We start from the raw sequence: 20,571 nt of genomic DNA, 5'->3' as shown, positions 1-20,571 counted from the left end.
GTACCGGCTTCAGATGACGGCCGTCCAGAGGTCCTTCACGACGAAGAACACCGACTGGAACAGGATGTAGGCGATGAGCATGGCCGACGCGGTGAGTGCGCCCTTCGGGGCGCGCGGTTTCGCGTCCTTGCGGACGTCGACGTCGCGGACCTCTGCCTCGAAGAAGTCGGTGAGGACCATTCCGACGGCGAGCATCGCGAAGACGAGGCCACCGTGCGGGTCGACGGTCGTGTAGTAGAACGCAGCGAGGACGAGGAGGACGTTCGTGACCTCGTGCGGCATGTATCGGGAGAGACGTTCGAGGTCCCCGTCGTTTTCGGCCGTCTTAACCGCGTTACGGTACGAGAGGAAGCGTGTGCCCATGTTGATGATGACGAGTACCAGCAAGACGTACTCTATCAGCAGCGTGCCTCCAAACACCTCTGCTTGAAGCGCGTCGAGGGGTCCGAAGATGTTCACGGCAGTGTTCACTGCGAGTTCCATACTGGCAACTGTGTCGTTGGCGCATTAGAGTTTTTCCAATGCGCGCGACCAGCCGGGTTGTCTCGAACCTACCAGTGCCCGCTCGCCTGCGGGGGGGAGAGAAGGTCGAGTGACGCGCCCGGGGTGAGCGAGACTGTCACGTCGGTCCCGACTTCGTGGACCGGACGGTCGTCGACGAACAGCGAGACCGGGCCTTCGTCGCGTTCGACCGAGAGGTCGACCGCGCGGTCCGAGAGGATCCAGTGGTCGTGTTGAATCGAGAACGGGGCGATGGGGACGACGGTGGCCGTCCCAGTACCCGGTTCGAGCAGTGGTGACCCGGCCGCGCCAGCGTAGCCGTGACTGCCAGTGGGGGTAGCGACGACGACGCCGTCTGCGCGAAAGCGTGAGACGAGGTCGCCACCGGACCGAACCGCGTACTCGGAGATGCGTGCCGGCTCAGTCGTGACGAGCGTCACGTCGTACAGGGCGGGGTGGGTTTCGCCGTCGATTGCCACGTCGAAGCAGCGCCGCGCGTCACGCGCCGTCTCCCCGGTGAGGACCGACCTGATGGCTTCGGGAACGGTTTCGACCGGGACCGACGGCACACCACTTCCCGCGTCGACGGCCAGTACCGGCGCGTCGACACCGACGTTGACGAGCGAACAGAGCGCGCGCTCGCCGACAGCGACGACGAACGTGGGCGACGGTTCGACGACGTGCGAGGCGTCACCGGTGACGAGCGACGCGCGGGCGTCCGTGACGGCGGCTTCGACCCGGGCGCGACGCTCAGACTCCGACGCACCTACGACTCCGATGGTGGGCTCGGCCTCGTCGCCCGCGACACGCTCCATACTTTGGCAGTGCGACCCGGGAGACAAAAAGGCTACAGTACGCGGCCGCGCGCTGGTTCGATTGGTGAGACTTACTCGAAGTCGTACGGCCAGTCGCCGGTAATCTTCAGGCCTTCCGCGAGGTCCTCGTCTTCGAGGTCGGCAGCGATAGCTTCGGGCTCACGATGGGCGACCGAGAACTCGTCGCTGGCGAGGAAGAGCGAGAGCGCGCCGAGCAGGACAGCTTGTTCACGCATGTCTCGCTTTTCGAGTTTATCGAGCGTGTCCGCGTGCGTATGGCCCCAGCCGCGACCCGACCCACCCTTCTCGCCGTAGGCGTGGTAACCGGGGACGCCCCACTGGGTGAACGGCCAGTGGTCACTGTGCGGTCCGAGGTTCGGGATAGCCTTCAGCGGGTGGTCGAAGCCGTCCGAGACGGTGTCGAGTGCCGCTTTCAGTTCCGGGAAGCCGTGGGTGTAGAAGCCGAGGTCGCGCGCCTGCACGACACCGTCGTTGTTGAGGATAGCCTTGATGGACTCGAGGTCGGCACGCTCGGCCTCGTGTTCGGAGCCGACGAGGCCGACTTCCTCCGCGCCGAAGCAGACGAATCGCACGCGGGTGTCGAGTTCGTCTTCGCGCGCGGCGAGGATACGTGCGAGTTCGACGACCATCGCGGTGCCCGCACCGTTGTCCATCGCTGCAGTCGAGATGTCGTGGCCGTCGACGTGGCTCGTGACGAGCACTTCTTCGTCGGTGTCCGGCCCGAGGACGGCGTGGACGTTCTGGCTCGTCGCGTCGGGGGTCTCTGCTTCGACGGCGACGGTCACGGACTCGCCGTCGTACTTGCGCGCGAGTTGTGCGCCGGTCTCCGCCGAGACGCCGACTGCGGAGATGTCGCCGACGGGTGCGTCCACAGTGCCGACCGAGCCGGTCGGAGGTAGACAGCCCTCGACGTGGTTGCGGTAGACGAAGGCGGCTGCCCCGGCTTCGACCGCGTGGTAGTACTTCTCGCGGCGGTGGAGGTAGCGGTCGTAATGCGCGGGCACGTCCGAGCGAGCCATCACGACCTTGCCCGCACAGTCGGTCTCCTCGAAGTCGCTCGGGAGGCCGTAACCGAGGTCGACCAGTTCGCCCGTCGCCGTCTCGCCCGGACTGCGCGGGAGCGCGATGACTTCGTGCTGATGCTCGAACGTCTCATCGTCGACGGTGATGGCGCTGCTGCCCCGAACCCATCCCTGTATCTCGAACTCGTCTAAGTGCGCGTCGCGCGCGCCGACCGCGTCGAGTGCGTCGCGGGTCGCTTCGGCCGCGGCGCGTTCGCCCTCGCTTCCGGCCATGCGGTTGCCGATGTCCACGAGCGTCTCCAGATGGTCCCAGCCCGTGTCGCTGGTGAACGTCTCACCAATCCAGTCTGTCATGCTCGTGGGTGCGCTCCGCCCTCGCCTAAGGATTGCGACTCCGGCACATGGCTAACGATTCTTCATCCAAAACCGGAAATCTTCGACAACGAGTCATCGGTTTATCTCTGAGTATATAAACTCAATCGAATATTCCACGCCCTATCTGCTTTGAGGCGATGTTTTATTATGCATACGGCCGATTGTCCGATAGACCCTCAGGTGAAATCTATGTCGAGTGAGGCCAACAATCTGGTTCGTGTGATGTCGCCGGGCGGATCTGCCGTCGGAGATCGAGAGCTCTCGGAGCGTGAAGCAACAGCGCTCTACGAGACGATGGTGCTCGCACGGACGTTCGACGAGAAAGCCATCAGCCTCCACCGGCAGGGGCGTATCGGGACGTACGCGCCGATGCGGGGCCAGGAAGCCGCACAGGTGGGTGCTGCGGCGGCCCTGGCTGACTCGGACTACCTGTTCCCGACGTACCGCGACCACGCGATGTACGTCCAGCGTGGCATCGACCTCCGCGAGGTCCTGCTCCACCTGCTCGGTGACGGGAACTACATCGACCGGGAGGACCCGGACGGACTGACGACGTTCCCCATCACCATCCCCATCGCCACGCAGCTCCCGCACGCCACTGGCATCGGCATGGCGGCGAAGTTGAAGGGCGACGACGTCGCCTCGCTCGTCTCCTTCGGCGACGGCGCGACCAGTGAAGGTGACTTCCACGAAGGGCTGAACTTCGCAGGCGTCTTCCAGACGCCGACCGTGTTCTTCTGTCAGAACAACGGCTACGCGATTTCGGTCCCGCGCGAGCGCCAGACCGCCAGCGCGACCATCGCGCAGAAGGCGAACGCCTACGGCTTCGACGGCGTCCGTGTCGACGGCAACGACGTGTTCGCCGTCCACGAAGTCGTCTCCGAAGCGCTGGAGAAGGCGAAGAACGGCGGCGGCCCGACGCTCATCGAGGCCGTTACCTATCGCCGCGGTGCCCACACGACGACGGACGACCCGACGAAGTACCGCGACGAGGACGAAGCTGCGGACTGGCTGCAGCAGGACCCACTCGACCGGTCGCGCACGTACCTCGAAGAGGAGTTCGGCTGGGGCGAGGAGGATGACGAGGCAGTCCAGCAGTGGGCTACCGAGGAAGTTGCTCGCGCCGTGAAGGCCGCCGAGGAACACACCGGCTTCGAACCCGAGGAGATGTTCGAACACGCATACTCGGAGATGCCCGACCACCTCCGCCGCCAGCGTCGCCAGTTGGTGGACGAACCGGAAGTCCACCACTGAACTGAAGGCCACCGAGTGGACTCAGTCGTCGAAAATCCCTTCTTCTCGCATCGCCGCGACGACGTCGTCGACCAGTCGGTCGGCTGACTCGTACGGAAAGTCCTGATAGTCCGCGAGTCGCACCGCAAGTTCCATCGCCGTGTACTGTCGCTCACCGACCGAGACGCGTGTCTGTGGCCCGCCCGGCATCGCCGGAATCAGTTCGAACGGGTCCGCGACCGGGAAGGAGGTCGGGTCGACCAGCGCGTGCAGTTGGTCCCGCACCTCGCGCTCGGCGGCGTCCATAGCGAAGGGTCACGTCGTCGGCGGAAAAGCGTTCCTCGTCGGGGATCGAGTCCTGCACCTTAGTCCTCCGCGAACTCCTCGATGAGCGTCTCCAGACTGTAGCTCCGCAGGCCGCGCGCGTCGTCCCACAGCGTGTCGATGACGTACGTGGAGTTCGTTCGCTCGACTTCTGGAACCTCTTCGAAATTTCGGATGAGTCGGCCGACCATGTCGCTATCGCGGAGTTTGGCGATGGCGATGAAGTCCGTCTCACCCATCGTCGAGAACACCTGCGTCACGCCCTCGATGTCGCGCAACGACGACGACACCGTCTGGTGCGGGCCGCTGTAGTCGGTCAGCACTTCGAGGATGACCGTGACCGAGAGTCCGAACGCCTCGAAGTCGATGTCGTAGAGGTCGTTCTCGACGATGCCGTCCTCTTTCAGATTCGAGAGTCGGTAGTGAATCGTCGAGACTGGGATGCCGGTCTCCTCGTGGAGGCGGTCCGGGCTACCAGTCCCTAGCTCGGCGATGGCTTTGAGCAAGCGCACGTCACGTTCGTCCATGTTTCGAACGTGTGTTCGCCCGGGTCATCAACGTTCGTGAGAGACAGTATTCAAACTCAGTCCAAAAATATGACCAAATTTCTGAACCAATATCTAACTATATTTTTCCAGTAGCAACAACTACCGAAACACGATGAATAGTTGCGCAAGCCTTTAATAGTGTCACTGGTCGAACTTGCAGATAACTACATGCTCTCTCCGAACTCTTGGAAACAAGTTCCAGACACGAGCGGATTGTTCGTACTGCTTGCAACGCTCTGGGGGACTTCTTTCGTCGCCATCGAAATCGGCCTGCACCACTTTCCACCGATTCTGTTCGCAGCCCTTCGCTACGACGTGGCTGGTGCCATCGTCCTCGGTTACGCCATCTACTCGACCGACCGCTGGCGACCCCGTGCACGCGACGAGTGGCTCCAGACGGCCGTGACCGCGCTGTTCGTCTTCGCAGGCTATCACGCGCTGCTGTACATGGGCGAGCGACACATCAGCGGTGCAGTCGCCGCCGTCGTCATCAGTCTCTCACCGATTCTCACGGCCGGTTTCGGCAGTGCGCTGCAGGTCGACGACCCGCTCCAGCCCCTCGGCGCGGTCGGCTTCCTGCTCGGCATCGCGGGCGTCTTCGTCGTCGTGCAGCCAGAACCGGGCACCGCTCTCTCGACGAGTCTCATCGGTGTCCTCCTCGTGTTCATGGCGGGAACCTGTTTCGCGCTTGGCAGCGTTCTCACGCGCCCGCTCGACTCCGGCCTCCCGGTGTCGACGATGGAGGCGTGGTCGATGCTCCTCGGCGCGGGCGTGTTGCACGTGGTCAGTCTGGGCCGCGGCGAGTCGTTCGCGGCTATCGAGTGGACCGGTGACGCCATCGTCGCGCTCACCTACCTCACGCTCGCCTCCGGCGTCGTGGCCTTCCTGCTCTACTTCGAACTGCTCGACCGACTCGGCCCGACCGAGATAAACCTCGTCGGCTACCTCGAACCGGTCGTCGCCACCGTCGTCGCGTGGGCCATCTTCGGTGACCTCGTCGACGGGACGACGTTGGCTGGCTTCGCAGTCATCTTCGCTGGCTTCGCGCTCATCAAGTGGCAGTCGCTCCGCGGACTACTCCAGCAGGCGGTTCCGACGACACGGCGATTCTGAACGAGTCTCGGCAGCGTCCCGCTGGTATCCGCCCCCTTTTACGGCTTCGTGCGCGAGACACTCGCATGGCTGCATTCGACTTCGATTTCGACCTGCTTTGCGAACTGACCGAGACACACGGCGCACCCGGCTACGAGGACGACGTTCGCGACATCGTCCGCCGAGAACTCGACGGCGAGGTCGACCGACTCCGCAGTGACGCGATGGGCAACGTCGTCGGGACCATCGACGGTTCCACAGACGCCGACTACAGCGTGCTCGTCGCGGCGCACATGGACGAAATCGGGTTCATGGTCCGACACGTCGACAAGTACGGCTTCCTCGAAATCGACGCCCTCGGAAGCTGGGACCCACACGTCCTCCGAGCAGAGCGAGTCAACGTCAGGACCGAAGACGGTGACCTGCCCGGCGTCATCGGCTCGCCGCCACCGCACACCGGTGGTGACGAAGACGCCGACGAGCGGACGGTTCACGACGTACGCGTCGACGTGGGCTTGTCGGTCGAGGAGGTCAAAAACCGAGTCTCGGTCGGTGACCTCGTCACGATGTCCCAGCGAACAGAGCCACTGGGCGAGTGTGTCTCCGGGAAGGCCATCGACAACCGCGTCTCCGTGTTCGCGCTGCTCGAACTCGCGAAGCGTATCGAGAACCCCGACGTGACGGTTCACTTCGCCGCGACAGTCCAGGAGGAAGTCGGCCTGCGTGGGGCCGAAGCCCTCGGTGTCGACGTCGAGTCGGACCTCGCCATCGCGCTCGACACGACGGTCGCCAACGACCTCACCGACTACGAGAAGTGGGACTACGTGACCCGACTCGGCGAAGGGACCGCGATCAAACTCAAGGACTCTTCGGTCATCACGAACCCGAAGGTCCACCGCCGAATCCGGTCGGTCGCCGAGGCAGAAGACATCGACCACCAGTTCGAAGTGCTGCCCACTGGCGGCACTGACACCGGCAGCCTCCAGCGGTCACACGGTGCGCTGCCAGTCGGAGCCATCTCCATCCCGACTCGATACCTCCACACCCCGACCGAAGTCGCCCACGGTGACGACATCACCGGGGCAATCGACCTGACCACGGCGTTCATCGAGAGCGAGGACGGCCAACACGACTACACGCTGTAGTTTCTCTGCTGCGCGACAGTCGTGAGCCGTATCGAAGATTTCACTACAGGGCACTCCTAAGCACCCAGTATGAGCCGCGACAATGTGGATGCGCCCGTCTCTCGTCGCCAGTTTCTGAAGGGCGCTGCAGGGGCCGCCGCCGTCGCCGCGTCGGCAGAGTCCGCGAACGCACAGTCAACGAAGACAGTATCGGTCGGTCCGGGCGGAGAGTACGTGTACACGCCGGGAACCGACGACCCGCTCTACGTCGCCGTCGGCGGCACCGTGGAGTTCAACTGGGAGTCGGACAACCACAACGTGAACCCGACGAGCGTCCCCGAGGGCGCGTCGTGGGAAGGGCACACCCCGACCGAGAACACCGGGTTCTCGTTCTCGTCGACGTTCGACACGAAGGGGACGTACGAGTACCAGTGTGACCCCCACGCTGGCCTCGGCATGAAGGGCGAAATCGTCGTCAACGACTCTGGGCAGGCACCCCAGACCGGCGGCGGTGGTCCCTCGCTGCCCGATTCGGCGAAGGCGATGGGCGTCGCGACGACCGGGACGATGGTCGCCGTCCTCTCCATGGCCTACGTGTTCATGAAGTACGGCGGCGACTACGAGACGCCGGAGTAACCGAAGCGATACTTTTTCAGCGACCGCTAGAGAATCCGCGCCTAATGTACATCATCGTCGTCGGAGCGGGGAACATCGGGAGTCCGCTCATCGAGATTGCGACGCGCGACCGCAACGAGGTCGTCGTCATCGAGCAAGACCCCGAGAAGGCCGACCAGGCCGCCCGCGCGTTCGACTGTCTCGTCATCAACGACGACGCGACGGTCGCCGAGACGCTCGGCGAAGCGGGAATCGACCGCGCCGACGCACTCATTTCGACGACCGACCAGGACGCGACGAACATCATGGTGTGCCTACTCGCGCAGGAGCGACAGGTACCCGCGGTCGTCAGCGTCGTCCACAACCCCGAACACATGAACTTGTTCGAGCGCGTCGGCGTCACGACGATGGAGAACCCGCAGCGACTCATCTCGGAGTACCTCTACCGGGCAGTCAAACGCCCGTCCATCAAGGACTACATGAAAGTCGGCGACACCGCAGAGGTGTTCGAAATCACGGTCGACGAAGAGGCACCAATCGCAGGGCTGACGCTGCAAGAAGCGAACGAGCAAGGACTCCTCGACCGGGGTATCCTCATCGTCGCCATCGAACGCAACGGCAACGGTGACCCCCTCACCCCGCGCGGTGACACGCGAATCGAGGCCGACGACCTCCTGACGGTGTACGCCGCAGAGGGTGCGACGCCCGACGTGACCGACGTGTTCGGTCATTTCGAGGACCACCAGCTCCAGTGAGCGATGGTTCGTAACCGCACGGTCGCCGGCGTGCCGGCAGACCTCGCCATCATTCTCCGGGACGTCGGAACACTGCTGTTGATGCAGGCCGGCCTGATGGTCCTGACCGTCGGCGTCGCGCTCGTCTTCGGCGAGTTCTATCCCGCACTCGGCTTCTTGACAGCGGGCGGCGTGACCGCCGCTGTCGGTGGCGGCTGCCGTCGCATGTTCGCCGACGCCCCCGACCCGAAGATGAAACACGGAATGGTCATCGCGGCCGGTGGCTGGTTCGCGACTGCGGCGTTCGGCGCGCTCGCGTTCTTCCTCGCCGCGTGGATGACGCCCGAGTCGGTGATGGACGGCTTCGTCCCCGCGGCGACGGACACGAGCGAGTGGTCGGTCGTCACGGCCGGTGGCCTCGCGACGAAGTCCAGCCTCGGCTACTTCCGGAACCCGCTGCACGCGATGTTCGAGTCGATGAGTGGCTGGACCGGCAGCGGCCTGACGATGGCCATCCACGAACCGTCGCTCCCCCGGTCTGTCCAGTGGTGGCGCTCGCTCATCCAGTACGTCGGCGGCGTGGGCGTCATCGTCCTCACCGTCTCCATCCTCTCTCGGCCAGGGAGTGGGAGCTACGCGCTCTACCGTTCCGAAGCACGCGAGGAGAAGATTCACCCGAGCGTCGTTTCGACGGTCCGGACCGTCTGGAAGATATTCGTCGGCTACACCGTCCTCTCGATACTGGCGCTGTTCGTCGCCATCTGGTGGTCCGAGAGCTATCCCGTCGGCGAAGCGCTGTGGCAGGCTATCAACCACGCGATGACCGGTCTTTCGACCGGCGGGTTCTCCGTGACGGACAACTCGATGGAGTCGTACAATTCGCCGCTCATCGAGGGTGTGCTCCTCCCCGTGATGACGCTCGGTGCCATCGCGTTCCCGATTCACTACGCCATCCTCTCGAACGGTCGGTGGCGCAAGCTCACGGAAGACCTCCAGACGCGTTGGCTGTTCATCATCCTCGCCGCGGGTATCGTCGTGCTCTCGGCACAGAACGTGCTGGTCGGACTGGCTCCGGCCGGGTACGGCGCGACGGTGGGCTCTCCAGTCGGGACGTTGTCGACGGCACAGTTCGACGCGATTCGTGACGGCACCTTCCAGTGGGTCAGCGCGCTGTCGTGTACCGGCTTCCAGTCGTCACCAATCGGTCGCTGGTCCGACGGTGGAAAGCTGTTGCTCGCGGGAGCGATGACGCTCGGTGGCGCGGCCGGGTCGACCGTCGGCGGCATCAAGATCGTCCGCGGCTACACCGTCTCGAAGGGCATCCAGTGGCAGTTCGCTCGCGTCTTTTTGCCGTCGAAGGCCGTGGTCAACGTCAATCTCGACGGGCGAACGCTGAACCGCGAGGAGATGGACCGCGAGTTCGCCGAGGCCGCCATCGTCAGTCTCCTCTGGATACTGCTGTTGCTGGCGACGAGCTTCGTGCTGGTGAACGTCGCTGGGAACGACTTCAGCTACGCCGACGCGCTGTTCGAGGTGGCCAGCGCGCAGGGCAACGTCGGTCTGTCGACGGGCATTACTGGTCCGAACATGCCGGTCCTCGCCGAAGCGATGTTCCTGCTGAACATGTGGGTCGGGCGGCTGGAGATAATCCCGGTCCTCGTGTTCTTCCGGTCGACGCTCAAAGGGCTGAATCCCTGAGTGGCTCGGCCCTCTGGGGTTGCACGACTGTAGGACAGTAGTGGCGAGCAGGCGATGCGGGCTGCTCGTCCGTCGCTGCATCGCGCACCCGCGGAGGCGACGGACGGCCGTTTTCAGGACACGCCGGTCGTAGCCGCGTGTTCGTACTTGAACCTGATACCCGGACTGTGCTGTGTGCTTCAGAGCGTCGGCACTGTTCGACGACGAATAGTCGGGAAAAGCGAGAACCGGGACCGACCGCAGTGGACTCGGTGCGTTCTCAGGCGAAGGTCTTCGAGACCTCGTCGTCCTCGTCCTGCTCGGCCTGAATCTTGTCCCAGGCGGCTTCGAAGTCTGCCATCGCGATGGTGCGACGGTCGTCGCGGATGGCGAACATCCCGGCCTCCGTACAGATGGCCTTCACGTCGGCACCGGAGGCGTTCTCGGCCATCTCGGCGAGTTCGGCGAAGTCCACATCGTCGGAGACGTTCATGTCGCGGGTGTGGATCTGGAAGATGATCTCGCGACCTTCCTGGTTCGGCTTGGGCACTTCGATGAGGCGGTCGAAGCGGCCGGGGCGAAGGATGGCGCGGTCGAGCATGTCGAAGCGGTTCGTCGCCGCGATGATGCGGATTTCGCCGCGGTCCTCGAAGCCGTCCATCTCGGAGAGGAGTTGCATCATCGTGCGCTGGACCTCGGCGTCGCCGGACGTCTTCGACTCGGTCCGCTTGGACGCGATGGCGTCGATTTCGTCGATGAAGATGACGGCAGGCTCGTGGTCTCGCGCGACCTGGAACAGGTCACGGACGAGCTTCGCGCCCTCTCCGATGAACTTGTGGACGAGTTCGGAGCCAGCCATCTTGATGAACGTCGCGTCGGTCTGGTTCGCGACGGCTTTGGCGAGCATCGTCTTCCCGGTGCCCGGCGGGCCGTACAAGAGGACGCCCGACGGTGGGTCGATACCGACCTCTTGGAACGCCTCGGGCTTTTCGAGGGGCATCTCGACGGTCTCGCGGACCTCTTGCATCTGTTCTTCGAGCCCCCCGATGTCTTCGTAGGAGACCTGTGGACTCTCCGTAACCTCCATCACGCGGGCGCGCACGTCGGTCTCGTTGCTCAGCGTCTTGACGATAGACAGCGAGTTGTTGACCGCGACGCGCATGTCGGGTTCGAGGTCGTCGCGCATCTCGGACGTGACCTCGGTTAGCGCCTCCTGATTGTTGCCGTGCTGTTTGATGATGACGCCGTCTTCCGTAATCTCCTGAACGGTGGCGACGAACAGCGGCGACTGCTTCAGCTTCTTGTTCTCGTGCGTCAGCCGTTCCAACTTTTGCTGGTACTTGTTGTTCTCGGCGTTCGCGTCGAGGAGCTTGTCTCGCATCTCGTCGTTCTGCGATTCGAGCACCTCGAGTCGTTCCTGCAAAGCTTCGATTTTGTCCTGTCGGGACGTGCTCTCCTCGTCGTAAGGGAGGTCGACGTCGTCCACAGTGTCGGTCATCACGGTTGCTTTAGGTTCTGATTCTTAAGAGGCTTCGGGTGAATCACCGAAACCTTCTTGAAGCTATTGCCTGCGGCCATGGGCACTGATTTCGACAGTATCGATTCCGGATAAATCGACCGTTAGATAATCTTCAGTAATATTTCTATACAGGAAGTATTATTAGAGAGTATCCGAAAGTCGAGTGTACGATGAGCGCAACCGAGTTGCAACAGACCGAACAGACGGCTGGTAGCTGGGACGATGTCCGCGACCTCCCGCCGAGCGCGAAGCTGGTCGCGAAGGTACTGGAGTACAACGAGACGCTGACCCAGAGCCAGCTCGCAGAAGAGACGCTGCTGCCGCCGCGGACAGTCCGCTACGCCCTCAACCGACTGGAGGAGGCGGACGTGGTCCACTCGCGCTTCTCGTTTTCCGACGCGCGAAAGCGACTCTACACCCTGACTATCGAATAACGACGACGTCGAACCGTCTACCCATCCACGGTTCACCCGTCCCATAGCCCCTGTCCCCGCGCTCGCGGTTCGCCCTTCTCTCCTGCTTCCACGTCTGCAGTGACCACCGGACCGTATGCCGGGCACGTGATCACTGGCAACGTCTTTAGTGCATCGAGCGATAGTGGTGACCATGACACGAGTGATTCACACTGGCGACACCCACCTCGGGTATCGGCAGTACCACTCTCCGGCCCGTCGCGCGGACTTTCTCCGGGCGTTCCGACAGGTCGTCCAGGACGCCGTCGCGGACGACGCCGACGCCGTGGTCCACGCGGGTGACCTGTTCCACGACCGCCGACCGGGACTGCAGGACTTGCAGGGGACCGTCGCCGCCCTCCGGACGCTCGCCGACGCGGGCATCCCGTTCCTCGGCGTCGTCGGGAACCACGAAGGGAAACGCGACGGCCAGTGGCTCGACCTCTTCGCAGACCTCGGCCTCGCGGTTCGTCTCGGACCCGAACCCTACGTCCTCGGCGACACTGCCTTCTACGGTCTCGACTTCGTCCCGCGCTCGCGCCGCGACGACCTCACCTACGACTTCGACGCCCACGACGCCGAGCACGCGATGCTCGTCACGCACGGGCTGTTCGAGCCGTTCGCCCACGCCGACTGGGACACCGAGCGACTGCTCACCGAGTCCTCGGTCGACTTCGACGCGCTGCTGCTCGGCGACAACCACGCGCCCGGCATCGAACAGGTCGACGACACGTGGGTCACGTACTGTGGGTCGACCGAGCGCGTGAGCGCCGCAGAACGCGACGACCGCGGCTACAACATCGTCACGGCCGGCGAGAACGACGACGTGACGATTACCCGGCGGGCCATCCCAGACAACCGCGCGTTCAGGTTCGTCGATGTAGACCTCGCACCTGGAGAAGGTGTCGAGCGCGTGCGTGAGTCCGTCCGCGAACACGACTGCGAGGAGGCGGTCGTCATCGTCAACGTGACAGGCGACGGTGACCCCATCTCGCCGGCCACCGTCGAAGAATTCGCCATCGACCGCGGGGCACTCGTCGCCCGTGTCACGGACAAGCGGGAGTTCGCTGCCGAAGACGCCGACACCGACGTGTCGTTCGCCGACCCCGACGAAGCAGTCCGTGAGCGCGTCCGCGAACTCGGCCTGAGTCAGGCCGCGCGCGACGTAGACGAGACGGTCCGAGCGAGCAAGGTCGCCGACTCGAACGTCCGCGACGAAGTGACCGACCGCGTACAGGCGCTGGTCGACGACGACCTATCGGCCTTCCAGCCTGCCGGTGACGAAGCTGACGCCGAGACTGACGGAGAGCTCGAAGAGTCAGAGTCCGTCGTCGAGGAGTCCGTAGCCGCGGAGTCACCCACGGACGAGTCCACAGCGGAGAAAGACGACGAGTCGACGCCAGACGACACGGCCGAGACGAAGACTGACGCAGCGTCCTCGCAGAACGACGGCCAACTATCCATGGAGGAGTACCAATGAGGATTCAACGCGTCCGCCTGTCGAACTTCAAGTGTTACGGCGACGCCGACGTGCGCCTCGACTCCGGCGTCACCGTCGTCCACGGCGTGAACGGCAGCGGCAAGTCGAGCCTGCTCGAAGCCAGTTTCTTCGCACTGTACGGGTCGAGCGCCATCGACGGTAACCGCGAGGACGTCATCCGCGTCAGCGAGGACGAGTGTGAAGTCGAACTCTGGTTCACGCACGCGGGCGGGGAGTATCACGTCGAACGCCGGCTGGTCGACTACGACGGTCGCGTCGGCCACGACTGCGTGATGACCGGACCAGACGACACGAACTGGGAGGGAGCGACCGCGGTCGAGGGCGCGGTAACCGACCTGCTCCGGATGGACGCCGACGCGTTCGTCAACTGTGCGTACGTCCGCCAGGGTGAGGTGAACAAACTCATCCACGCCTCGCCGTCTGACCGACAGGACATGATCGACGACCTGCTCCAGTTGGGGAAACTGGAGGAGTACCGCGAACGGGCGAGTGAAGCCCGTCTCGGTGTCAGGGAGGTGCGTGAGGACGTCCGCAGTCGTCACGGCGGGTTGAGCGACCAAATCGAGGAGAAGGAGGCGAAAGACCTCCACGCGACGCTCAACAGCATCGAGTCCGACCTCAACGAGACGCGTGCCAACATCGAGCGCTACGAGTCACAGGCTGAGAAGGCACGACAGACGAAGGAGCAAGCCGAGGAGCTACTGGCCGAGTACGACGAGAAGCGCGAAAAACTGGCGAGTGTGGAGTCGGATATCGAGGACCTCCAGTCGAACATCACCGAGACAGAGCGCGAGCGCGAGCAGTTGCAGGCGTCGATTCGGGAGAAACGCGAGACGCTCACCGAGGCGCGGGAGCGACGCGACGAGTTACTCGCCGAGAGCGACCTGTCTGTCGACACCGACGCGACTGTCGTGACGGAACGACTCGCAGCAGTCCGCGCCGACCTCGACGACTGCAAGGAGCGAATCGCCGACCTCGGCAACGAACTGTCGAACCACCGCGAGCGGGCGGACCGACTCGAAGGGGAAGCCGAGGACTACGACGAGACGGCGACCGAGAAACGAGAGCAGGCCGACCATCTCGAAGCGTCCATCGCTGACGACGAGGACGCCATCGCGGACCAACGCGAATCGGTCGAGGCGCTCGCAGACGAGGTCGATGAAGCGAAGGCCGTCTTCGACGACGCGCCGGTCGACTTCGGCGAGGCCGAAGCCCACCGGAAGTCCCTGCGCGAGGAACGCGACGAACTGCGCGAGACTCGCAACGGACTGCAAACGAAAGTCGAGATGCTGCGCGCGCGAATCGACGAGGCCGAGGAACTGCTCGCCGAGGGGAAGTGCCCGGAGTGTGGCCAACCCGTCGAGGACTCCCCGCACGTCGACAGTATCGAGGACGACCGCGAGGCACTGACGACGAAAGAGGCCGAACTGGAAACAGTCGAAAGCGACCTCGACGACCTTTCGTCGCGTCTGGAAACCGCCGAGGAACTGGTCGACGCGGAGGCCGAGGTTGAGCAACTGCACGAGAAGAAGCGGAGTAAGTCCCGATTGCTCGACGAGAAAGCGTCGAGCCTCGACGACAAGCGCGACCGAGTCACGGAACTGCGCGAGGAGGCGGCGGAACTGGAAACGGAGGCCGCCGAGAAACGCGAACGTGCCGAGGAAGAACGCGAGGCACTGGAGACCAGCCGGAAAGAACTCGGCGAGGCGAACGCCGAAAAGTCGACGCTCGCTGCGCGAAAGGAGCGACTCGAATCACTCGACGAGACGCTTTCGACTATCGAGACGACCGAGACTGCCGTCGACAATCTCACCGAGAAGCGCGGACTCCTCGGGGAGAAGAACGACCAGAGTCGACAGACGCTCTCGGACAAGCGCGAGCGAAAGGCGGAACTCGCCGACGACGTGGACGAGTCGAACGTCGAGCAGGCCCGCACGGAGAGAGACCGCGCCGGGGACTACATCGAGCAGGTCGAAGCCGAACTCGACTCGCTGGGCGAGAAACGCGACGACTTGCAGGACCGAGCCGGGCGCGTCCGTGGCGAAATCAGCGAGTTGGAAGAACTTCGTGAGAAGCGTGATTCGCTCTCTGACCGGCTGTCGGCCCTCGAATCGCTGTACGACGAGGCACAAGACCTCCAAGAGATGTACAAAGAGTTGCGTGCCGACCTGCGACAGCGAAACGTCGAGACGCTCGAACGGATGCTCAACGAGACGTTCGACCTCGTCTACCAGAACGATTCGTACTCGCACATCGAACTCTCCGGCGAGTACGAACTCACGGTGTACCAGAAGGACGGCGAGACGCTCGACCCCGAGCAACTGTCCGGCGGCGAGCGCGCGCTGTTCAACCTGAGCCTCAGGTGTGCCATCTACAGACTGCTCTCTGAAGGTGTCGAGGGTGCGGCCCCGATGCCGCCGCTCATCCTCGACGAGCCGACGGTGTTCCTCGATTCGGGTCACGTCACGCAGTTGCTCACGCTCGTCGAGACGATGCGTGCCGAGTATGGCGTCGAACAAATCGTGGTCGTCAGCCACGATGAAGAACTCGTCGGCGCGGCGGACTCACTCGTCCACGTGGAGAAGGACCCGACCTCGAACCGGTCGACGGTCACGCGCGGCGAGCAGCCGCTCGTCGGGTTGCAGTAAGGAACGAATCGGCGGGTCCGGCGGTCCGGTGGTCAGTTATCAGACTTTCGGCAATCAGTCGTCTGTTTCAGTTTTCGCGTCTGCGTGTCGCATGGCAGCGATGCCTTCGCGAGCAGTGTCTGTCGGCGCGTACCCCCGCTCACCAGCGATTCGGGCCTCGGTCACGAGGCCGGCGGCACGGAACTCGGTGAGCACGCCCAGTAGGTCACTCTCGCAGAGGTCGTAATCAGCCAGCAAGTCGCGGACAGCGACGCCGTCGCGGTCGACGAGTTCGACGAGCAGTCCGAGTGTGTGGTCGTCGTGGGTGGCAGAGACCACTTTCCTGACTGCGGGAGAAACGGCACTGGCAGCGGTTTCGAGCGCCCCCATCCCTTCGGCTGGCTCCAACCGGTCGTTGTCGACGTAGCGCTTCTCACCGGACTCGGGGTCACGCACGAGACTCGACTCGCTGGAGCGTTTCACGAGGACGTATCGCCTGCCGGAGTCGTCGCGGACCGTTCGCATAGCTGGTCGTTCGGGATGGAGACGGGTGGCACTTCCGGATTCGAGTGATGACGAACGACTGACGCACTAAAACGAGCTGGGCGTCGCGAGCACGCAGTGTGAGGCTACTCGGTGTCGGTGGTGTCTGTGGCCGTACGCTCGGTGGCGTCGCCGCTCTCGCTCTCCGCTTCGGCATCGTCGTCATCGTCTTCGTCGTCGCTGTCGTCCTCGACCAGTTCACTCCGGTCGAACGTGTGCAGGCGATAGCCGCCATACGCGGCACAGATGAGTCCGCCGAGCAAGAGTTTACTTCCGAGCGACCAGTTCCCGTCGAAGACGACGAACATCGTACCGAGGCTCAGCCCCAACAACGCGCCGTTGAAGGCGATGACGAGCCGCCAGAACTGGAACTGGAGTTCTCCCGGCGCGTCGACCTCCTCGAAGTTTCGTGGTTGCGGCGCTTCTGGAATTCGGACCGATGGAGTAAGCTCCGACTCCCAGTCCCGCAAGTCAGACTCGGCGTCGTGTTCGTCTGGCTCGTGCTCGCTACGCTCGTTGAACACTACCTGTAGAGATGCCGGCGACCGTCAAAAGGATTCTGCGATAGAGCGATACTGGGGGAAGCAGGTTACGCGACGTCTCGCAGTGCGAACGTCTTCGTCGCCTCCAGCCACGCGAGCGGATTCTCGGCGTCGTAAAATACGACACCGCCGTCCGTCTCGTATGTCTCGATGGACTCCGTGCCATCTGCTGCTTCCTGCTCGGGCGTCGATCCGTCACCGTCTTTGGCGTACTCGGACAAGCCCTTCACCTCAACCGAGTGCTACGCCGTACCAAGGTATATGTCTTTTTGCCGTGGCAACGACAACACCCGAAGACGGCATCGGGGTGGGTCGCTCGATCCTTGACCTCGCAAATCACCTGCTTTTTAGTCGGTGACGGTCAAGGCGTTGCCAATGAGCGACAACGACGCGTCAGAGGAGACGCAAGCGTCCCTGTTCGACGAGTATGGTGGGGCGTCGGATTCGGACGTCGACGCGGTCGGCGATGGCCGCGCGTCCGCCATCGAGGCAGAAGCTCGGGCCGTCACGACGCCCGGGCTGGAGGACGCGAACATCGTCGACGCCGACGAGGCGCTGTTCCCCAAGGCAGCAGAGACCATCGAACTGGCCGTGATGCAGGTGGACTACACCATCGCCGGTTCGGGTGACAACGAACAGCCCATCATCCACGTCTTCGGGCGCACGCCAGAGGGTGAAGCTGAACACGTGCAGGTTCTCGGGTTCGAGCCGTACTTCTACGCACCGACGGACTCGCTGGACGAGGAAGAACTCCGGCAAGAAGCAGTTATCACCGGGTGGGAAGAGACGAACGAAGACGATGAGCCCTTCGTGAGCATCCGTGGTGAGGAACTGACGAGGATATTCGGCAAAACCCCGCGCGACGTGGGTAACATCCGTGACCGCTTCGACCACTACGAAGCGGACATCCTGTTCCCGAATCGCTTCCTGATCGACAACGGCATCAACAGCGGCATCCGGATTCCCGCTCGCCGCGGCAACGACGGCAGTATCCGCATTCCACCGGACGAAGTCGAAGCGGCCGATGTGACCGCAACCCCGCGCGTGAACACGTTCGACATCGAGGTCGACGATCGCAACGGGTTCCCCGAAGACGGCGAGGAACCCATCATCTGCCTCACCTCGCACGACACCTACGACGACGAGTACGTCGTCTGGCTCGCTGTCGCCGACGAATTCGACCGCGACGCCCCTGACGACCTCGCCGACTACGCGCCCATCGAGGGCGACATCGACGTGCGCGTCGAGGTGTTCGATGGCGACGGCGAGGGGGAACAGGCGGCCGAGATGGCCATGCTCGAAGCCTTCGTCGACTACATCGACGAGACCGACCCGGACGTCATGACCGGGTGGAACTTCGAGGACTTCGACGCGCCGTACTTCCTCGACCGATTGGAAGAACTCGACTCGTCGATGCACGACTACGACCTGAACCCGAACCGCCTCTCGCGCGTGAACGAGGTCTGGCGGTCTGGCTGGGGTGGCCCGGACGTGAAGGGCCGCGTCGTCTTCGACCTGCTGTACGCCTACAAGAGTCGCCAGTTCTCCGAACTCGACTCCTACCGACTGGACGCGGTCGGCGAGGCGGAACTCGACGTGGGCAAGGAGCGCTACACCGGCGACATCGGCGACCTGTGGGAGCAGGACCCCGAACGTCTGCTGGAGTACAACCTCCGTGACGTGGAGCTATGTGTCGAAATCGACCGGAAACAGGACATCATCTCGTTCTACGACGAGGTGCGCACCTTCGTCGGCTGTAAGCTGGAAGACGCGCCGACGGCGGGCGACGCCGTCGACATGTACGTCCTGCAGAAGGTCCACGGCAAGTGGGCGCTGCCGTCGAAGGGCAAGCAGGAATCCGAGGACTACGAGGGCGGGGCCGTCTTCGACCCGATTACGGGGGTCAAGGAGATGGTGACGGTGCTCGACCTGAAGTCGCTGTACCCGATGTGTATGGTGACCATCAACGCGAGTCCCGAGACGAAGGTCGACCCCGACGCCTTCGACGGCGACACGTACCGCGCACCCAACGGGACCCACTTCCGCAAGGACCGCGACGGGATGATTCGGGAGATGGTCGACGAACTCCTCGCCGAGCGTGAGGAGAAGAAGGCACTGCGGAACGAGCACGACCCCAGCAGTCAGGACTACGAGCGATTCGACCAGCAACAGGCCGCAGTGAAGGTCATCATGAACTCGCTGTACGGCGTGCTGGGCTGGGACCGGTTCCGCCTCTACGACAAGGAGATGGGCGCGGCCGTGACGGCGACCGGCCGCGAAGTCATCAAGTTCACCGAGCAGTCGGCGAACGAAATCGGCTACGAGGTGGCCTACGGTGACACCGACTCGGTCATGCTCGAACTCGGCAACGACGTGACCGTCGAGGACGCCATCGAGCAATCCTTCGAAATCGAGGAGCACATCAACGCCTCGTACGACGACTTCGCACGCGACGAACTCCAGGTCGACCTCGCCGCTGGCGAGGAACATCGCTTCCAGATAGAGTTCGAGAAACTCTACCGGCGCTTCTTCCAGGCGGGCAAGAAGAAACGCTATGCCGGCCACATCGTCTGGAAGGAGGGCAAGGACGTCGACGACATCGACATCACCGGGTTCGAGTACAAGCGCTCGGACATCGCGCCCATCACGAAGGAGGTCCAGCACACGGTCATCGACCAAATCGTCCGTGGTGCCAGCGAGGACGACATCAAAGACTACGTCCACGACATCATCGTCGACTTCCAAGAGGGTGGTGTCTCGCTCGACGACATCGCCATTCCCGGCGGCATCGGCAAGCGACTCGACGAGTACGACACCGACACCGCCCACGTGCGCGGGGCGAAGTACGCGAACCTCCTGCTCGGGACGAACTTCGACCGCGGGTCGAAGCCGAAGCGACTGTACCTGAAGAAGGTCCACCCCTCCTACTTCGAGGAACTGGAAAATTCGGGAACCTTCGACGCCAGACAGGACCACCTCTACGGCGAGTTCAAGCGCGAACAGGACGTCATCTGCTTCGAGTACGAAGACCAGATTCCCGAGCAGTTCGAGGTCGACTACGACAAGATGCTCGACAAGACGCTGAAAGGTCCCATCGCCCGCGTCATCGAGGCGATGGGCATGTCGTGGGACGAGGTCAAGAGCGGGCAGGACCAGACTGGCCTCGGCGACTTCATGTAGAGTTTCTGTATAGAGCCACCACGTCGCCGGTGTCGACCTGGGTGTCACGATTTCTCATCCGAGAAAATATTTTCTACTATCGAGAATCGAACCTCCGCTATTACGCAAGCTTCATGGACCCCACTC

19 protein-coding genes are annotated in these 20,571 nt (G+C 63.4%); 10 read left to right on the top strand and 9 right to left on the bottom strand.

The features are described 5' to 3' along the window. Positions 1-9: 9 nt before the first annotated feature. The 3 genes from ACSC1P_RS13170 to ACSC1P_RS13160 form a co-directional block, all read right to left on the bottom strand. Positions 10-483 (bottom strand): DUF7313 family protein, encoded by a 474-nt coding sequence (locus ACSC1P_RS13170; RefSeq protein WP_435360646.1) that lies wholly within the window; start codon positions 481-483, stop codon positions 10-12. Positions 484-551: 68 nt separating this feature from the next. After that, entirely contained in the window at positions 552-1,316 is a 765-nt protein-coding gene (locus ACSC1P_RS13165; protein WP_435360645.1) for an NAD(+)/NADH kinase, read from the bottom strand. 71 nt (positions 1,317-1,387) lie between these two features. Next, a complete protein-coding gene (locus ACSC1P_RS13160; protein ID WP_435360644.1) occupies positions 1,388-2,713 on the bottom strand; it encodes a M28 family peptidase in 1,326 nt (441 codons plus the stop codon). 210 nt (positions 2,714-2,923) lie between these two features. Between ACSC1P_RS13160 and pdhA the strand changes: the two genes are divergently transcribed. Continuing rightward, positions 2,924-3,988 (top strand): pyruvate dehydrogenase (acetyl-transferring) E1 component subunit alpha, encoded by a 1,065-nt coding sequence (gene pdhA, locus ACSC1P_RS13155; RefSeq protein WP_435360643.1) that lies wholly within the window; start codon positions 2,924-2,926, stop codon positions 3,986-3,988. A gap of 21 nt (positions 3,989-4,009) precedes the next feature. On the opposite strand, the gene ACSC1P_RS13150 is transcribed toward pdhA, so the two are convergent. Then, on the bottom strand, positions 4,010-4,273 hold the full coding sequence (locus tag ACSC1P_RS13150) for an MTH865 family protein (protein WP_435360642.1): 264 nt from the start codon (positions 4,271-4,273) through the stop codon (positions 4,010-4,012). Positions 4,274-4,332: 59 nt separating this feature from the next. Beyond that, complete coding sequence (locus ACSC1P_RS13145; RefSeq protein WP_435360641.1) at positions 4,333-4,818, bottom strand: Lrp/AsnC family transcriptional regulator; 486 nt, start codon at positions 4,816-4,818, stop codon at positions 4,333-4,335. Between the two features lie 189 nt (positions 4,819-5,007). Between ACSC1P_RS13145 and ACSC1P_RS13140 the strand changes: the two genes are divergently transcribed. The 5 genes from ACSC1P_RS13140 (at position 5,008) to ACSC1P_RS13120 (ending at position 10,102) form a co-directional block, all read left to right on the top strand. Beyond that, entirely contained in the window at positions 5,008-5,952 is a 945-nt protein-coding gene (locus ACSC1P_RS13140; RefSeq protein ID WP_435360640.1) for a DMT family transporter, read from the top strand. Between the two features lie 65 nt (positions 5,953-6,017). Next, positions 6,018-7,076 carry a M42 family metallopeptidase gene (locus ACSC1P_RS13135; protein WP_435360639.1) on the top strand — a complete coding sequence of 353 codons (1,059 nt, stop codon included), beginning with the start codon at positions 6,018-6,020 and terminating at the stop codon, positions 7,074-7,076. A 69-nt stretch (positions 7,077-7,145) separates the two neighbouring features. Continuing rightward, the gene (locus ACSC1P_RS13130) at positions 7,146-7,691 is read left to right on the top strand and encodes a plastocyanin/azurin family copper-binding protein (RefSeq protein WP_435360638.1); all 546 of its coding nucleotides are present in this window, start codon (positions 7,146-7,148) and stop codon (positions 7,689-7,691) included. 44 nt (positions 7,692-7,735) lie between these two features. Next, entirely contained in the window at positions 7,736-8,425 is a 690-nt protein-coding gene (locus ACSC1P_RS13125) for a potassium channel family protein (RefSeq protein WP_435360637.1), read from the top strand. Positions 8,426-8,428: 3 nt separating this feature from the next. Next, positions 8,429-10,102, top strand: coding sequence for a TrkH family potassium uptake protein (locus tag ACSC1P_RS13120; protein WP_435360636.1), 1,674 nt, complete (start codon positions 8,429-8,431; stop codon positions 10,100-10,102). 259 nt (positions 10,103-10,361) lie between these two features. Here the strand turns inward: ACSC1P_RS13120 and pan1 are convergent, their stop codons facing one another. Further along, positions 10,362-11,579 carry a proteasome-activating nucleotidase Pan1 gene (gene pan1 / locus ACSC1P_RS13115; RefSeq protein WP_435360635.1) on the bottom strand — a complete coding sequence of 406 codons (1,218 nt, stop codon included), beginning with the start codon at positions 11,577-11,579 and terminating at the stop codon, positions 10,362-10,364. A gap of 191 nt (positions 11,580-11,770) precedes the next feature. On the opposite strand from pan1, the gene ACSC1P_RS13110 reads away from it, so the two are divergent. From ACSC1P_RS13110 to rad50, 3 genes are all read left to right on the top strand, one after another. Beyond that, positions 11,771-12,034, top strand: a complete 264-nt coding sequence (locus tag ACSC1P_RS13110) for a MarR family transcriptional regulator (RefSeq protein ID WP_435360634.1) — start codon at positions 11,771-11,773, stop codon at positions 12,032-12,034. A gap of 172 nt (positions 12,035-12,206) precedes the next feature. Further along, positions 12,207-13,532: a DNA double-strand break repair protein Mre11 gene (mre11, locus tag ACSC1P_RS13105; protein WP_435360633.1), complete on the top strand. Its 1,326-nt coding sequence runs from the start codon at positions 12,207-12,209 to the stop codon at positions 13,530-13,532. Next, positions 13,529-16,201, top strand: coding sequence for a DNA double-strand break repair ATPase Rad50 (gene rad50 / locus ACSC1P_RS13100; RefSeq protein WP_435360632.1), 2,673 nt, complete (start codon positions 13,529-13,531; stop codon positions 16,199-16,201). The genes mre11 and rad50 overlap by 4 nt, the downstream gene beginning before the upstream one ends. A 54-nt stretch (positions 16,202-16,255) precedes the next feature. Here the strand turns inward: rad50 and ACSC1P_RS13095 are convergent, their stop codons facing one another. The 3 genes from ACSC1P_RS13095 to ACSC1P_RS13085 form a co-directional block, all read right to left on the bottom strand. Next, a complete protein-coding gene (locus ACSC1P_RS13095) occupies positions 16,256-16,705 on the bottom strand; it encodes a DUF7346 family protein (RefSeq protein WP_435360631.1) in 450 nt (149 codons plus the stop codon). 104 nt (positions 16,706-16,809) lie between these two features. Further along, on the bottom strand, positions 16,810-17,247 hold the full coding sequence (locus tag ACSC1P_RS13090; RefSeq protein WP_435360630.1) for a DUF7322 domain-containing protein: 438 nt from the start codon (positions 17,245-17,247) through the stop codon (positions 16,810-16,812). Positions 17,248-17,312: 65 nt separating this feature from the next. Continuing rightward, the gene (locus ACSC1P_RS13085; RefSeq protein WP_435361507.1) at positions 17,313-17,486 is read right to left on the bottom strand and encodes a DUF7331 family protein; all 174 of its coding nucleotides are present in this window, start codon (positions 17,484-17,486) and stop codon (positions 17,313-17,315) included. A 154-nt stretch (positions 17,487-17,640) separates the two neighbouring features. On the opposite strand from ACSC1P_RS13085, the gene ACSC1P_RS13080 reads away from it, so the two are divergent. Then, positions 17,641-20,445 (top strand): DNA-directed DNA polymerase, encoded by a 2,805-nt coding sequence (locus tag ACSC1P_RS13080; protein WP_435360629.1) that lies wholly within the window; start codon positions 17,641-17,643, stop codon positions 20,443-20,445. The last annotated feature ends 126 nt before the right edge of the window (positions 20,446-20,571 follow it).

Origin of the sequence: Haloarchaeobius caseinilyticus, from assembly GCF_051207395.1 — an archaeon.
In the GTDB taxonomy this organism is placed as follows: Archaea; Halobacteriota; Halobacteria; order Halobacteriales; family Natrialbaceae; genus Haloarchaeobius.
The sequence above is the reverse complement of the archived record's forward strand: the minus strand, read 5'-3'. Positions and strand labels throughout refer to the sequence as shown.

What these genes read in the sequence shown, in the direction of transcription:
- ACSC1P_RS13165 (WP_435360645.1), bottom strand. Translation starts at nt 1,316, where the DNA reads ATGGAGCGTGTCGCGGGCGACGAGGCCGAGCCCACCATCGGAGTCGTA.
- pdhA (WP_435360643.1), top strand. Translation starts at nt 2,924, where the DNA reads ATGTCGAGTGAGGCCAACAATCTGGTTCGTGTGATGTCGCCGGGCGGA.
- ACSC1P_RS13120 (WP_435360636.1), top strand. Translation starts at nt 8,429, where the DNA reads ATGGTTCGTAACCGCACGGTCGCCGGCGTGCCGGCAGACCTCGCCATC.
- ACSC1P_RS13130 (WP_435360638.1), top strand. Translation starts at nt 7,146, where the DNA reads ATGAGCCGCGACAATGTGGATGCGCCCGTCTCTCGTCGCCAGTTTCTG.
- ACSC1P_RS13125 (WP_435360637.1), top strand. Translation starts at nt 7,736, where the DNA reads ATGTACATCATCGTCGTCGGAGCGGGGAACATCGGGAGTCCGCTCATC.
- ACSC1P_RS13135 (WP_435360639.1), top strand. Translation starts at nt 6,018, where the DNA reads ATGGCTGCATTCGACTTCGATTTCGACCTGCTTTGCGAACTGACCGAG.
- ACSC1P_RS13140 (WP_435360640.1), top strand. Translation starts at nt 5,008, where the DNA reads ATGCTCTCTCCGAACTCTTGGAAACAAGTTCCAGACACGAGCGGATTG.
- ACSC1P_RS13145 (WP_435360641.1), bottom strand. Translation starts at nt 4,818, where the DNA reads ATGGACGAACGTGACGTGCGCTTGCTCAAAGCCATCGCCGAGCTAGGG.
- ACSC1P_RS13080 (WP_435360629.1), top strand. Translation starts at nt 17,641, where the DNA reads ATGAGCGACAACGACGCGTCAGAGGAGACGCAAGCGTCCCTGTTCGAC.
- ACSC1P_RS13160 (WP_435360644.1), bottom strand. Translation starts at nt 2,713, where the DNA reads ATGACAGACTGGATTGGTGAGACGTTCACCAGCGACACGGGCTGGGAC.
- mre11 (WP_435360633.1), top strand. Translation starts at nt 12,207, where the DNA reads ATGACACGAGTGATTCACACTGGCGACACCCACCTCGGGTATCGGCAG.
- rad50 (WP_435360632.1), top strand. Translation starts at nt 13,529, where the DNA reads ATGAGGATTCAACGCGTCCGCCTGTCGAACTTCAAGTGTTACGGCGAC.
- ACSC1P_RS13095 (WP_435360631.1), bottom strand. Translation starts at nt 16,705, where the DNA reads ATGCGAACGGTCCGCGACGACTCCGGCAGGCGATACGTCCTCGTGAAA.
- ACSC1P_RS13170 (WP_435360646.1), bottom strand. Translation starts at nt 483, where the DNA reads ATGGAACTCGCAGTGAACACTGCCGTGAACATCTTCGGACCCCTCGAC.
- pan1 (WP_435360635.1), bottom strand. Translation starts at nt 11,579, where the DNA reads ATGACCGACACTGTGGACGACGTCGACCTCCCTTACGACGAGGAGAGC.
- ACSC1P_RS13110 (WP_435360634.1), top strand. Translation starts at nt 11,771, where the DNA reads ATGAGCGCAACCGAGTTGCAACAGACCGAACAGACGGCTGGTAGCTGG.
- ACSC1P_RS13150 (WP_435360642.1), bottom strand. Translation starts at nt 4,273, where the DNA reads ATGGACGCCGCCGAGCGCGAGGTGCGGGACCAACTGCACGCGCTGGTC.